This is a genomic window from Streptomyces sp. NPDC049627, from assembly GCF_044465645.1.
GTDB lineage: Bacteria > Actinomycetota > Actinomycetes > Streptomycetales > Streptomycetaceae > Streptomyces.
The window spans coordinates 161377-174574 of record NZ_JBITLW010000007.1 but is presented as its reverse complement, the minus strand read 5'-3'; the positions used below and the strand labels follow the sequence as shown (position 1 = coordinate 174574).

Sequence of the window (13198 nt, the reverse complement as noted above, 5' to 3'; positions counted from 1 at the left end):
TCAACTCCCCGCCTGAACCCCCTGTCTGAACGCCTGCCTCAACTCGCTGTCCAGATAGTGACCTTGACGGAGAGTCAGGCACAGCTCCACCATCCAGGCACCCCATTCACTGTGGATCCCTGTGGTCACCCCATGGGGTCCCCCTGGAATTCGGAGCCCCCCACATGAAGCTCCCCTTCTCCTGGCGCACGTCGGCGGCCGCCGCAGTCGCGGCCACCACGTTGCTGACCAGCGGTTCCATAGCCGGCGCGGCAACCGAGGCCGACGTCGAGGCCGCCGCCGCGCCCGACATACCCGTAGCGAGCGTCAAGGCCCACCTCACCCAGTTCCAGTCCATCGCCACCGCGAACGGCGGCAACCGCGCCCACGGCCGCCCCGGCTACAAGGCCTCGCTCGACTATGTGAAGGCCAAGCTGGACGCCGCCGGATACACCACCACCATCCAGCAGTTCACGTCCTCCGGCCGTACCGGCTACAACCTGATCGCCGACTGGCCCGGCGGCGACACCGACCAGGTCGTCATGGCCGGCTCGCACCTCGACAGCGTCTCCTCCGGCCCCGGCATCAACGACAACGGCTCCGGCTCGGCGGCGGTCCTGGAGACCGCGCTCGCCGTGTCACGGGCCGGCTACCAGCCCACCAAGCATCTGCGGTTCGCCTGGTGGGGCGCGGAGGAGCTGGGGCTCGTCGGCTCCCGCTTCTACGTCAACAACCTCTCCGCCACGAACCGCGCGAAGATCAGCGGCTACCTGAACTTCGACATGATCGGCTCACCCAACCCCGGCTACTTCGTCTATGACGACGACCCCGCGATCGAGAAGACGTTCAAGGACTACTTCACCGGCCTCGGCGTCCCGACCGAGATCGAGACCGAGGGCGACGGCCGCTCCGACCACGCGCCGTTCAAGAGCGCGGGCGTGCCGGTGGGCGGGCTGTTCACCGGGGCGAGCCGTACGAAGACCGCGGCTCAGGTGGCCAAGTGGGGCGGTACGTCGGGGCGGGCCTTCGACCGCTGCTACCACTCGTCCTGCGACACCACGTCCAACATCAACGACACCGCACTCGACCGCAACAGCGACGCGGTCGCGTACGCGGTGTGGGAGCTGTCGGAGTGATCCCCGGATCCCCTGACCTGTGAGACGACTGATTCCCTGACTCAACCCCTGGGCGGTTCGGCCGACTTGGCGGCTCGGGCGGCGAGGCGGTCCATGCGCGCGCGGGCCGACTCCAGCTCCTCGATGTCCTCGTCGGCCGGGCCGCCCTCGGCCGTGAGCTCGGTCCACAGGCCGAGCAGCTCCCGGCCCAGGTCGAGCCCCAGCTTCGGATCCCGTACGGCCCGCCAGGCCGTGGCCGCGCTCTGGAGGCTGCCGTACGCCGCCTCCGCGTCCCGGATGCGGTGGTGCGTGCGGGCCACGTCCAGGGAGAGACGGAAGGCGTGCACCGGCTCACCCGTCAAGTAGGCGATGTACGCGGCGAGTTCACGCATCCGAAGCACCTCGGCGTGCTCCAGGCCGAGCACCGCGGACGCCTCCGCCACGGTCCGCTCCGCAAGCTCCGCCGCCTCCGCCGTCCGCCCCGCCTTCACGGCCTCGTTGATCCGGCTCATCGGCCCGTCGAAAGGGGAGGCGTCGGCGGTACCGGCGGGCGGCGCGTCCCCGAGTACGGCTTCGGCCACGGCATCGAAGCCCCGGGGTGGGGTGGGTTTCGGGTCGGGGTCGGCGTCGGGGCGGAGGCCGAGGTCACGATCACGGTCACGGCCGGGGGCAGGGTCCGAGTCGGGGTTCGGGGGGAGGAGGGGGGCCACGGCTTGCGGTGCGTCGGTGTGCCGCATGTCGCTTGGCCGTACGTCGGCATGCGGTGCATCGCTTGGCCGTACGTCGGCACGCGGTACGTCGCCTCGCCGTACGTCGGCACGCGGTACGGCGCCCGGCAGCGGCCTCGGCTCCATGGAGGGCGGTGGGCCGAACTCCCCCAGCGGCGGCGCGACCGTGCCGGGCACGGCGTCCTGCACCGGCGCGGGCAGGGCACGCATCCGGAACGTGGGCGAGGCGTCCTGCTCCGAGCCCGGCAGGGGTCGTAGGACATGCGTGGGTTTGTCCTGGTACGGCGCCTCGTCCGGGGTAGATGTGGGTGACACCCGCTGCTCCCCCGGCGGAGCCGTCCGCACGGGCTCCGCCGTGAACTGGCTGGAGCCGTCCGCGTCCACGCGCAGCGGGACGACGTATCCGATGCGCTCGTCGTGGACCGTGGCGTGCACGGGATGGCCGACGGCGAGGGCGATGCGCTGGAGGTGGGTCAGGACGGCGTGCTGGATCTCCTCGCCGGGGGCCGCGCTGACGGGTACGCCGCCGATCGACGCGCCGCCCGCGCCCGGGCCGACGGCGGGGACGCGCACGTCGATCGGCGTGGCCACGGAGGCCGCCGAGGCCGCGGCGTGCTTCTGTTCCCGCTTCTTCGCGCGGCTCAGTCGAGACATCGCTTCCCTTACTCGCATGCGCCGGGGAATGCGCGGACAGCGCGTTCGGGTCCCATGGTGCTCCCTCCCGCCGTCCGCCCGCCCCGTCGGCGTCACAGGCCCGGCCGTACCGGCCGGACCTGTGATTCGGACACGTCGTACATGTACTGTCGAGTCTCTCCGGCCGCGCGCGGCGCCGACGTCACCGTGACGTCACAGACTCGTTCCAGGAGCTTGTGCCACGTCACAGCGTTCTCATGCCTGACGCGAAGATCGGTGGCGTGACGAGGGAGGTGTGCGGGCATGCGCACGGACATGCACGTGCAGCAGGGGCGACGGCCGCAGCCCGGTCCGGAGATCTGGATCCGCGGGCCGGTGGCCCTTCCCGAGGAGCCGCCGCCCCTCGCCGCCGGCGGCGCGCCCCGGCGTTTCTCCTGGGTCGGCACGCACGGCGGGGCCGGTGTCTCCACGCTCGCCGCGGTCTACGGCGGCCACGACTGCGGACGCAACTGGCCCGGGCCCGCCGATCCGCCGTCGGTACTGCTCGTCGCCCGCACCCATGCGGCCGGGCTGGCCGCCGCCCTGGGCACCGTTGAGGTCTTCCGGCGCGGGGAGGCTCCGCACGGGCTCGACCTCGATGCCGTCGTCCTGGTCGCGGACGCGCCGGGGCGGCTTCCGCGACCGCTCGCCGAGCGCGTCAAGGTGATCGAGTCGGTCATCGACGTGTACCGGGTGCCGTGGGTCCCCGCGTGGCGACTCGGCGATCTGAGCGGACAGCCGCCTCGGGAGACCGATGCGTTGACGCGGCTGACGGGGCGGGCTCGCTGAGGGACGGGCCGAGTGGACTGCGGGGCGAAGGGTTTGAGGAACTGACCGAGTCGGTGATGCGCACCCCTGCCCCCCTGTCGGCCGAGGAGATCGCCTCGGCGGTACGGGCGCGGGCCCTCCGCGCCGTCGACGTCGTCGCGGCCGCCCTCGAACGGATCCGGCGCGCCGATCCCGTCCTGTGCGCCTTCACCGAGGTGTGGGACGAGGAGGCACTTGAGCGGGCCCGCGAGGTGGACGCACGAGTGGGCGCGGGTGAGCGGCTGCCGTTGGCCGGCGTGCCGATCGGGGTGAAGGGGCGGAACGGTCTGCGCACCGCGGGTCCGCTGGTCGCGGCGGGGTGCGTACCGGTGGGGGCGACGTCCGTCCCGGGGCCCGGAACTCCCTGGCAGACCTGGGGCCTTGGCCGGTACGGCCGTACGGTCAACCCGTGGCGGCACGACCGCACGCCGGGCGGCTCCTCCGCCGGTTCCGCGGCGGCGGTGGCGGCGGGGCTCGTGCCGCTCGCCACCGGGAGCGACGGGGCCGGTTCGGTACGGATTCCGGCGGCGTGGTGCGGAGTCGTCGGGCTGAAGGTGGGCAACGGGCGGTTGCCGTCGGCCGACCGTACGGGGCTCATGGCGCCGGGGGTGCTGGCGCGGTGCGTGGGGGACGTGGCGGCTTACTGGGGTGTGATGTCGGGCGCGTACAACCGGGGGCCGTACCGGGCAGCGGTGCCGGGGCGCGGGCCGAGTGCCGACGGGCTGTGCGGCGAACATGGCGAGCCGCGAGCGCACGGTTCGACCGCAGCGACAACGCCCGGCGAGTACGCCGCCCCGACCGCCGTATGGTCCCCCGACCTCGGCTTCGACGCCCCCGACCCGGACATCGTCGCCGTCGCTCATTCCGCCGCCGTACGGCTCGCCGAAGCCGGCGCGATACGGCTCGTACGCTCAACCACCACCCTCCGCCTCGACGACCCCGCCTCCGCATGGCTCGCCCTGCGGACCCCGGGCGCCGACCCAGCCCTCGCTCACCGCATCAGGGCCGCGAACGACAGCCTCCTGGACGCCCTCTTCGCCGACGCGGAACTGCTACTGACCTCGACCGCGCCCACCCCACCGCATGGCCACGAAGGCCCCGGCGACCGGTACTCCACCGCGCTGACCTGGGCGTTCAACCTGAGCGGGCATCCGGCGATCAGCATCCCGGCGGGCTTCGGCCCCGACGGCTGTCCGGTCGGGCTCCAACTGGTGGCGGCCCACGGAGCGGAGTCGCTGCTGCTCGGCGTGGCAGGGGCGATCGAGAGAGAGGTCGGGCCTTGGCCAGCTGCATGCGTACGCATATAATGCATGAGCGATTAATTGCTGTACGCCGACCATCCGACCCACTATTGTGGCCGACGGTTTGGGGGACCCATGACCCGTCGCTTTCTGTTCGTCCTCGGCAGCAGCCGCTCTGACGGCAACACGGAGCTGCTGGCCCGCAGGGCTGCCGAGCAGCTGCCCGAGGGTGTCGAGCAGCAGTGGATCGACCTGGCCGCGCATCCGCTGCCCGACTTCGAGGACCTGCGGCACGACAGCGACCATGTGCGCCCGACGGAGGGGAACGTGGCGCTGCTGCTCGACGCCACGCTCGCGGCGACGGATGTCGTGATCGCCTCCCCGCTGTACTGGTACTCGGTGTCCGCCCACGTCAAGCGCTACCTCGACTACTGGTCGGGCTGGCTGCGCACACCCGGCGTCGACTTCAAGGCGACCATGGCCGGGCGCACTCTGTGGGGCGTCACCGCACTCGCCCACGAGGAGCAGGAGGTCGCCGACCCGCTGGTCGGCACACTCAACAACTCAGCCGCTTATCTGGGGATGCGCTTCGGTGGCGTGCTGCTCGGCAACGGGAGCAAGCCCGGTGACGTACTGAACGACACCGAGGCCCTCGCCCGCGCGAAGACGTTCTTCGCCCAGGAAGCATCACTCGCGCGCTTCCCGTACGAGACCGACTGAGCCCTGCGGGTCTACGCCGTGACGTCCTTCGCCGTGAACCTCGCCCATGCCGCCGAGCCGAACACCGCCGCGTAGAGGCCCTGGATGCCCAGGTTCTTGACCAGGTTGTCCCAGTAGACCGGTTCGCGCATGAGGTCCGCGAAGGACAGCCAGTAGTGGGAGAAGAAGTACGGCTGCAGGGCGTGGAGCTGGGGTATCTGGTCGAGAATCTGGACGGTGATCAGCAGGCCGACCGTCGTGGCCATCGCCGCGATGCCGCTGTTGGTCAGCGTCGAGACGAACAGCCCGAGGGCCGCGACCCCGATCAGTGACGCGGCGACGACCAGGGCGATCAGCAGGGCTCGCCCGAGGCCTTCGGCGAAGCTGATCCGGGTGCCGGAGATCGTCGTCAGGTCGCCGAGCGGGAAGAGCAGTGCCCCGACCGTGAGGGCCGAGATCGCGACCACGAGGGTGGCCACCAGGCAGAAGGCCATCGTGGTCGCGTACTTGGTGAGCAGCAGGCGGGTGCGGCCGGCCGGGGCTACGAGGAGATAGCGGAGGGTGCCCGCGTTCGCCTCGCCCGCTATCGCGTCGCCCGCTATGACGCCGATCGCCATCGGCAGGAAGAACGGGAGCGTCGCGGCCAGCGCGGTGAAGACCAGGAAGAGGCCGTTGTTGGTGATCTGGGAGATGAAGGCCGGACCGCCGCCCTGCGGGCCGCCGCCGCCCACCGACGAACCGTCGCCGGTCTCGATCTTCACGGCGATCCCGACCAGGATCGGTACGGCGGCCAGGACGCCGAGCAGCGCGAGGGTGCGCCAGCGTCGGAACGTGGTGATCAGTTCGCTGCGGAGGAGGCCGAAGGTCCACAACGGGTTCGGCCTACGGGTCAACGGGCCGCGTTCACGGGTTGCCTCAGCCTGCGGCGCCTCAACCTGCGACATCGAAACCCTCCCCCGTGAGCGCCACGAACGCGTCCTCCAGGGAGGCCCGTTCGACGCCGAAGCCGCGGACGCGGACCCCGGCGGTCACCAACGCCGTGTTGACGTCGGCGAGATCACGATCCGGAGGTTCCGCGGTCACCTTGTCGTCGGCGATGACGATGTCACCCGCGCCCTGCTCCTTCAGCACCCGGGCCGCGTCCGAGGGGTCGGGCGTGGTCACGACGAGCCGGCCGCGCATCCCGGCCGCCAGCTCCGCCACCGCGCCTTGGGTGATCAGCCGGCCCTGAGCCATCACCGCCGCGTGCGTGCACACCTGCTCGATCTCGTCGAGCAGGTGCGAGGAGAGGAAGACGGTCGTACCGTCGGAGGCCAACTCCCTGATCAAAGAACGGATCTCGCGCATGCCCTGCGGGTCGAGGCCGTTGGTCGGCTCGTCGAGGACGAGGAGCCTGCGCGGCTGGAGCAGCGCGGCCGCGAGCCCCAGCCGCTGCTTCATGCCCAGCGAGTACGCCTTCGCCTTCTTGCCCGCGGCGGCCGTCAGGCCCACCCGGTCCAGCGCGGCCGCGACGCGGGCACGCCGGGTGCGCGGATCGGCGGTCGGGTCGGCTGCGTCGTAGCGGAGGAGGTTGTCGCGGCCGGAGAGGAAGCCGTACAGGGCGGGCCCCTCGATGAGCGCGCCGACGTGCGGCAGTACGGTGCGCGCGGTCCGGGGCATGGACTGCCCGAGTACGTGCGCGGTACCGGAGGTGGGCTCGATGAGGCCCATCAGCATGCGGATGGTGGTGGTCTTGCCGGAGCCGTTCGGCCCGAGGAAGCCGAAGACGCTGCCCGCCGGGACGGTCAGATCGAGACCGTCCACGGCGAGCTGCCCGCCGCGGTAGCGCTTGGTGAGCGCGCGGGTGGCGATCACCGTGTCGCCGTTGCCGACCTGGCCGACCCGGCCGGCCCGAGCGCCCTGCTCAGCCCGAGCGCCCTGCTCGGCTGGGTCGGCCTGGTGACCATGGTCCGCCTGAGCGGCCCGATCTGCGTGACCGGCGGGACCGGCGATACCGACGTGATCGGCGCGACCGGCCTCGTCGGCCTCCGCGGCGGGCAGTTCCTCCATACGCTCCTCAGGCTCCTCGACTCACGATGCGTGTGCGAAGGTCGGCTCCGGGTCGGTCACTTCCCCGAGTTGGCCGCCTTCACGAGCGCGTCCTTGTCGACGGCGCCCACGTAGACCTTGCCGTCGTCCGTGATCAGGGCATTGATGAGGCGCGTCTTGAAGACCGTGCCCGAGCCGAACTTGCCGCTGACCTTGTCGCCCAGGGAGTCGAGGAAGCCGCCCAGGTCGCCGCCGACCTCACCGCCGGAGGGCACGCCCTCGCCGCCGGTGTCGAAGACGGCCACGGAGTTCCAGCCCTCACCGATGACCTCGGGGCCACCCTCGGACGCCTTGCCGTGCCCGTCCCCGGACTTCAGGCCCCCGAACTCCTTGTCGAGCTCCTTGCGGAGTTCGTCCTCGGACTTGGCGGAGCCGTGCTCCGAAGGCGCCCCGTCGAGCTTGCTCTCCTCGGTGACCTTCGCGCCCTTCGGCGGGGTGAAGTCGAAGGTGGAGGCGGCCGGCTTGGCGAAGCTGACCTGGGTGAAGCCCGCGTCGACCACGGCCGCACCACCGCTCGACGGGGTCAGCGTGAACTTCAGTGGCATACCGGTCTCGGCGTCCACGGCCACGGTGATCGCACCCACCGTGGTCCCGGACTGCTTCGGCTTGATGAGCAGCCGGTACGCGTCCCGGCCGGCCACCTGCGCCGTGCCGTCGACGGTGACGGCCGTGGTGTCGTCGGCCGCCTTGAGTGCCTCCTCGGCGAAGTCCTTGGGCGTGGCGGGAACGTCTTCCTTGTCCTGCCCGCCCTTCGCCTCGTCGGCGGTGCCGTGGAAGACCTCGTTCGACTTGCTGTCGTAACCCCAGACGTCCTTGCCGTTGTGGATGAGGCTGTACTCGGCGGCGTTCTCCAGCAGGGAGAGCTTCTGCCGGTCCGGGCCGTCGGCGGCGACGCGCAGAGTGTGCGTGCCGGACGCGAGCTCGGTGAGCTTGGCCGAGGGATCGGCGGACGATCCGTCACCCGATCCCGGCCCCGACCCCATGGCGCCGGAGGCGAGGCTCGACTCCAGACCGCCCAGGTCGGGCAGGCCCAGATCAGTGGTGATCTTGAAGGTGCCGGACATCTGCTGTACGTCCGACTGGGCGATCTTCTCGATGAGTTGCTGCGCGGTGATCTCCGGCAGGTCCGGGTCGCCGGAGTCGGCGATCGCCGGGACGAGCCCGATGGTCGCCGCCGCGACTCCCACGACCGCGACCGGGACGACGTACCGCGCGGCCTTGCGCCGCCCCGCGCGCAGGTCGTCGCCCTCCGCGGCGGTCGTACTGTCGTCGGATGCGTACGGTGCCATGTGTGCCTTACCTCCGTGGTCGGCGGCGGCTGTCCTTCTCGTTCTGGTTTGCTCGCCCGCGAGTCTCGCGACCCCGCACTCGTCCACCCCTGAGCCGCCATTCTCACCCGAATCGGTGAGGAGTGGTGATTTCCGTGGTTTCCATCTGACCAAATAAGTCACGGACATTCGTCAACCTCCGGAGCCAACTCCACGTACACCTGCGGTATGACACATGCGGGCGGCGCCTCCCCCGACCCGTAGGGGTCGGTGCGGGAGACGCCGCCTGATGGCTCCGCCAAGGGGGGCGGCTGCCGCGGACTAGCCGTTGATGAACACGTAGTCGGCCTGGTACGGCACGCCGACGACGGCGCCGGGCGTGCACGAGCCGGCCGGGGCCACGCCGCCGACGGTGTTCAGACGCAGGATCTCGGCGGTGTCGGCGAGCAGGCCGTGGTGCTTGCCGGACTGAGTGGCCTTCAGATCGAGCTCGGGGATGTTCCCGTTCCCGTTCGGGGTCCTGGAGATGACGGATCCCGTCACCGCGCTCCCGTCCCGCGCGATCCACTGCGGCGTACCGGAGTTGGGTGCGACGAAGGAGTGCGCGATACGGCCGCCGAGTACGGCGCTGACGTCCCGCTGGGCGAAGGCGTACCCGCCGCCCTCGGCCGGCTTGCACTCGTAGATCTGCTTGCCCTTGATGACGGACGCCTGGAAGTTGTCGAGCGCGTCGCGGAAGTCGAACCGGGCGACGGTGACCTTGTGGAGCTGGCCGCGTACGGCACCGCCCGGGAACTCGGCGGTGTGGAGGTTGGCGTAGAACGAATTCGGGTCGGTCTTCAGGGCGTTGAGAAGGGCGGAGTCCTTCACGGTGACGGTGCCGGTGAGGCTGTGGCCGTTGCCCTTGCCCTTGCCTTGGCTCTGGCTCTCGCCGAGGAGGCCACCGAAGTCGACCTTGATGCCGCCATTGGTGCCCTTGGCGCCCTGGTGGATGTGGAGGGCGGTCGGCCTGCCAGTGCCGCGCCAGGTGACGGCGACGGACACCTTGTCGCCCTTGACCTTCACGAACTGCAGGGCGGCCCCGTCCTTGTCGCCCACGGCGGGCCCACCCGTGACGGGCACCTCGTTCGCTCCGCGAAGGCTTGCGGCGAGGAGGGTTCCCTCGGTGCCGCCACTGACGGTCCCACCACTGGCGGCCCCACTCCGGCTGACGATCCCCTGCGCGTCGCCTCCGGCATGACCCGCGTGGTCAGCGCGGTCGCCTCCGGCGGCAAAGGCAGGAATCACCGCAGCGGCAACCCCACTGGCGGCGGCCACCGCGACAGCGGTGACGATCAGGCTCGTACGGCGCTTCGAAAACGTCGTTTTCATGCCCATGATGCTGTTGTCTCCCCGTAGTGCAGCTGACGCCCCCTGCGTCAGCTTCTGGGCATGAATACGGAGACGATCTCAGTTTGGACTCAGTCCAGTCTTGTGATGCGCATCACATGCCACGCTTAGACGCGTAGGAGGCTCCGCTTCTCGGCGCCGGTCCACGTCTTTCAGCCCGTCCGGCGTTTGAGGACGAGGCCCGTTCGGGGCCGAAGCGGGGGTCCAGGGGGCAGCAGCCCCCTGGCGGGGTCGAAGGGGCGGAGCCCCTTCAAGGATGGGACGGGTAGGGGCGGCGGGGGCGAACCCCCTCACCCGGCCCGATGCACCACGGCGTCGCACAACTCCATCAACGCAGCCTTGGCACCGATGTCCGCCAACGGCGCCAACGCAGCCCGCGCATCCTCCGCATACCGCACCGTGTCCCGCCGAGCCTGCTCCAACGCCGGATGCACCCGCAACGCAGCCAACGCCTCCGCATGCCGCGCGTCATCGCTCAGATCCGAGTCCAGCAGCTCGCACAGCGCGGCATCCTCCGCCAGCCCCAACCGCTCGGCCCGCTCCCGCAACCGCAGCACCGGCAGCGTAGGAATGCCCTCCCGGAGATCCGTCCCCGGCGTCTTCCCGGACTCATGGGAGTCACTCGCGATGTCCAGCACGTCATCCGCCAGCTGGAAGGCCACCCCGAGCCGCTCCCCGTACTGGGTCAGCACATCGACCACCGTCTCGTCGGCGCCCGACATCATCGCCCCGAACCGGCACGACACCGCCACCAGCGACCCGGTCTTCCCGCTCAGCACGTCCAGGTAGTGCTCCACGGGATCCCGCCCGTCCTGCGGTCCCGCCGTCTCCAGGATCTGCCCGGTGACCAGCCGCTCGAACGCCTCGGCCTGCACCCGCACCGCCTCCGGCCCGAGGTCGGCGAGGATGTGCGAGGCCCGCGCGAAGAGGAAATCCCCGGTCAGGACGGCGACCGAGTTACCCCAGCGGGCGTTGGCGCTCTCGACACCGCGCCGCACCGCAGCCTCGTCCATCACGTCGTCGTGGTACAGCGTCGCCAGATGGGTCAGCTCCACCACCACCGCCGACGGCACGACCCCCGGCGCATACGGGTCCCCGAACTGGGCCGCGAGCATCACGAGCAACGGCCGGAACCGCTTTCCGCCCGCTCGCACCAGGTGCTGGGCGGCCTCGGTGATGAAGGGGACCTCACTCTTGGTGGCTTCGAGCAATCCCTCCTCGACAGCCGCCAATCCGGCCTGGACATCGGCTTCCAGAGCCTGGTCCCGCACGCTCAGCCCGAACGGCCCGACGACGGTCACGAGGGGTCTCCTGTCTGCTGGTGTCTACTGGCGGTTACACGGTTTGTCGATAGGTCGCTGCCATCACTCAAGTCAGCGTATCCGGTCACGTTTCGATCACCGATGCCGCCCACCCGTCCACCACGGGCGGTATCGGATCACGACCGGTATGTTTTTGATCACCTGATAAGGCCGGACATCCATCGACTTATAGGGAAGTACCCGCCTGTATCCCGACTCGACGTCATCATCGAGCCAGGCAGCGACCCTCCGCCCCGCGACATCCGCACCTCCCCCGACCGGCCCAGAGGCACGCTCGCCCGCACCCTCCAGCCACATCTCGCGGACACACCCGTTCGGGCGACATGGGCATGCCACCAGGAGCCGCGACGGCCAGCCGTAGTCCCCTTCCGATGCGGCCTCGCCACCTCACCAGACCGCACCCCTCACACTCGAGCCACTCACCGCGATCACCACGATCACTGCGATCACCGCGATGACCGCGATGACCGCGGCCGGTAGCCGGCGCCACGGACGATCACCATGACAACGACGCGCACTCCGCGAGAGGTTCCATCCTTCGCGGCCGACATGCGCCATCGACGCACTTCGCCTTCGAAGTGAGCGAGAACGCGGGGGCGTTGGGCACTCCCGGGCGGGGTGACCCGCAAGCGACACAAAGAGGAGCCTTTCCGCCCCACACGGGAGAAACGGACTCTACGGACAGCCATTTAACGGCGAGTTGGACTCATTGCCCGATTTGCCACTCTTGTGGATGCAAGTGAGTTGAGTCACGCGACCACCCCCACGCCTCCCACGTGGCACATCCCGTCTCCCCTTACCTCAAACGCAAGTTGAGTCTTGGCAACCGCAAAGGATCAAGCACCCCATACCCACCAGACCATGGTCAACCGGCACGACAGGCGACGTTGGCACTTGTTCCGGGCATGTGCTCTCGCATACGTTCCCGCTCAGCCGGGCGGACGCCGAATCCTGCCGCCGCCCGAGTCATCCACCGACGCACTCACACACGCACGGCAGGAGCGGGGGACCCAGGTAAGTCGCCGAACCGGCCGCCTTGATGGCGCACCGGCGCGGCTCGGGGTGAAGTCGCGCTGCCGCAGGGCGGCGCGGCCGGGCATCTCCCGCCCGAACCCGACAGCTCACCTCGCAGGCGTCGGAGAGGAACAGCGCCATGGCCCGAGGCAAGCACCGCCGCCCCCGCACCAACCCGCTCACCCGACACGTCGTCGCCGCCGGAACCGGCACCGCCGCTCTCGCCCTCCCGCTCCTGAGCGCGACCACCGCGGGCGCCGCAGAGCCCGCCCAGGCCCCCGCCGTGGCGAAGACCGGCTCCATCACGTACACCACGAAGAAGGGCGACTCGCTCTACGGGATCGCGGACCGCTACGACGCACAGGGCGGCTGGCGACAGCTCTACAAGGACAACCGCAAGGCCGTCGGCGACAACCCCCGGTTGATCCACCCGGGCCTCGACCTGAAGGTCCGGGCGACGAAGAAGGCGAGCACGACGGCCGGCAAGGCTTCCGCGCCCGTCAAGAAGTCGTCCGTGGCCCACGCCACCCAGTCCTCCGTGAAGACGTACCCGAACAACCTGGACGGCTGGATCCGTAACGCACTGGACATCATGTCCCAGAACGGAATTCCCGGGTCTTACGACGGTATTTACCGCAATGTCATGCGCGAGTCGTCCGGCAACCCCACCGCCATGAACGGCTGGGACTCCAACGCCGCCGCGGGCACTCCGTCCAAGGGCCTCCTGCAGGTCATCGACCCGACGTTCGCCGCCTACCACGTACCGGGCACGGTGTACGACCCGTTCGACCCGGTCGCGAACATCGTGGCCGCTTGCAACTACGCGGCCGCGCGGTACGGCTCGATCGACAACGTGAACGGCCCCTACTAGGCCGA

11 protein-coding genes and 1 riboswitch are annotated in these 13198 nt (G+C 70.3%); of the genes, 5 read left to right on the top strand and 6 right to left on the bottom strand.

Annotated elements, in window-relative coordinates:
* The first annotated feature begins 164 nt into the window (after positions 1–164).
* Positions 165–1115: a M28 family metallopeptidase gene (locus ACIBU0_RS20395; RefSeq protein WP_398820077.1), complete on the top strand. Its 951-nt coding sequence runs from the start codon at positions 165–167 to the stop codon at positions 1113–1115.
* Positions 1116–1156: 41 nt separating this feature from the next.
* On the opposite strand, the gene ACIBU0_RS20390 is transcribed toward ACIBU0_RS20395, so the two are convergent.
* Complete coding sequence (locus tag ACIBU0_RS20390) at positions 1157–2476, bottom strand: tetratricopeptide repeat protein (protein WP_398820074.1); 1320 nt, start codon at positions 2474–2476, stop codon at positions 1157–1159.
* A 282-nt stretch (positions 2477–2758) separates the two neighbouring features.
* Between ACIBU0_RS20390 and ACIBU0_RS20385 the strand changes: the two genes are divergently transcribed.
* The 3 genes from ACIBU0_RS20385 to ACIBU0_RS20375 all read left to right on the top strand — a co-directional run bounded on the left by ACIBU0_RS20385 (position 2759) and on the right by ACIBU0_RS20375 (position 5262).
* Positions 2759–3283: a DUF6668 family protein gene (locus ACIBU0_RS20385; RefSeq protein ID WP_398820072.1), complete on the top strand. Its 525-nt coding sequence runs from the start codon at positions 2759–2761 to the stop codon at positions 3281–3283.
* A gap of 56 nt (positions 3284–3339) precedes the next feature.
* Positions 3340–4608, top strand: a complete 1269-nt coding sequence (locus tag ACIBU0_RS20380) for an amidase (protein WP_398820069.1) — start codon at positions 3340–3342, stop codon at positions 4606–4608.
* Between the two features lie 69 nt (positions 4609–4677).
* A complete protein-coding gene (locus ACIBU0_RS20375) occupies positions 4678–5262 on the top strand; it encodes a flavodoxin family protein (protein WP_398820067.1) in 585 nt (194 codons plus the stop codon).
* Between the two features lie 11 nt (positions 5263–5273).
* Here ACIBU0_RS20375 and ACIBU0_RS20370 read toward each other — a convergent pair whose 3' ends face one another.
* The 5 genes from ACIBU0_RS20370 to ACIBU0_RS20350 form a co-directional block, all read right to left on the bottom strand.
* Positions 5274–6185, bottom strand: coding sequence for an ABC transporter permease (locus tag ACIBU0_RS20370; protein ID WP_398820064.1), 912 nt, complete (start codon positions 6183–6185; stop codon positions 5274–5276).
* Positions 6172–7290: an ABC transporter ATP-binding protein gene (locus tag ACIBU0_RS20365; protein ID WP_398820061.1), complete on the bottom strand. Its 1119-nt coding sequence runs from the start codon at positions 7288–7290 to the stop codon at positions 6172–6174. Before ACIBU0_RS20365 ends, ACIBU0_RS20370 begins: the two co-directional genes overlap by 14 nt.
* 56 nt (positions 7291–7346) lie before the next feature.
* On the bottom strand, positions 7347–8618 hold the full coding sequence (locus tag ACIBU0_RS20360; protein WP_398820058.1) for an outer membrane lipoprotein carrier protein LolA: 1272 nt from the start codon (positions 8616–8618) through the stop codon (positions 7347–7349).
* A gap of 300 nt (positions 8619–8918) precedes the next feature.
* Entirely contained in the window at positions 8919–9968 is a 1050-nt protein-coding gene (locus ACIBU0_RS20355) for a CHRD domain-containing protein (RefSeq protein ID WP_398820056.1), read from the bottom strand.
* Positions 9969–10276: 308 nt separating this feature from the next.
* On the bottom strand, positions 10277–11287 hold the full coding sequence (locus ACIBU0_RS20350; RefSeq protein ID WP_398820053.1) for a polyprenyl synthetase family protein: 1011 nt from the start codon (positions 11285–11287) through the stop codon (positions 10277–10279).
* A 985-nt stretch (positions 11288–12272) separates the two neighbouring features.
* Positions 12273–12456: riboswitch (cyclic di-AMP (ydaO/yuaA leader) on the top strand.
* A gap of 5 nt (positions 12457–12461) precedes the next feature.
* Here ACIBU0_RS20350 and ACIBU0_RS20345 point away from each other — a divergent pair.
* A complete protein-coding gene (locus ACIBU0_RS20345; RefSeq protein ID WP_398820050.1) occupies positions 12462–13193 on the top strand; it encodes a transglycosylase SLT domain-containing protein in 732 nt (243 codons plus the stop codon).
* Positions 13194–13198 lie beyond the last annotated feature (5 nt).

Coding starts and splice junctions, on each gene's coding strand:
- ACIBU0_RS20360 (WP_398820058.1), bottom strand. CDS start 8,618: ATGGCACCGTACGCATCCGACGACAGTACGACCGCCGCGGAGGGCGAC.
- ACIBU0_RS20355 (WP_398820056.1), bottom strand. CDS start 9,968: ATGAAAACGACGTTTTCGAAGCGCCGTACGAGCCTGATCGTCACCGCT.
- ACIBU0_RS20365 (WP_398820061.1), bottom strand. CDS start 7,290: ATGGAGGAACTGCCCGCCGCGGAGGCCGACGAGGCCGGTCGCGCCGAT.
- ACIBU0_RS20370 (WP_398820064.1), bottom strand. CDS start 6,185: ATGTCGCAGGTTGAGGCGCCGCAGGCTGAGGCAACCCGTGAACGCGGC.
- ACIBU0_RS20380 (WP_398820069.1), top strand. CDS start 3,340: ATGCGCACCCCTGCCCCCCTGTCGGCCGAGGAGATCGCCTCGGCGGTA.
- ACIBU0_RS20390 (WP_398820074.1), bottom strand. CDS start 2,476: ATGTCTCGACTGAGCCGCGCGAAGAAGCGGGAACAGAAGCACGCCGCG.
- ACIBU0_RS20385 (WP_398820072.1), top strand. CDS start 2,759: ATGCGCACGGACATGCACGTGCAGCAGGGGCGACGGCCGCAGCCCGGT.
- ACIBU0_RS20345 (WP_398820050.1), top strand. CDS start 12,462: ATGGCCCGAGGCAAGCACCGCCGCCCCCGCACCAACCCGCTCACCCGA.
- ACIBU0_RS20395 (WP_398820077.1), top strand. CDS start 165: ATGAAGCTCCCCTTCTCCTGGCGCACGTCGGCGGCCGCCGCAGTCGCG.
- ACIBU0_RS20375 (WP_398820067.1), top strand. CDS start 4,678: ATGACCCGTCGCTTTCTGTTCGTCCTCGGCAGCAGCCGCTCTGACGGC.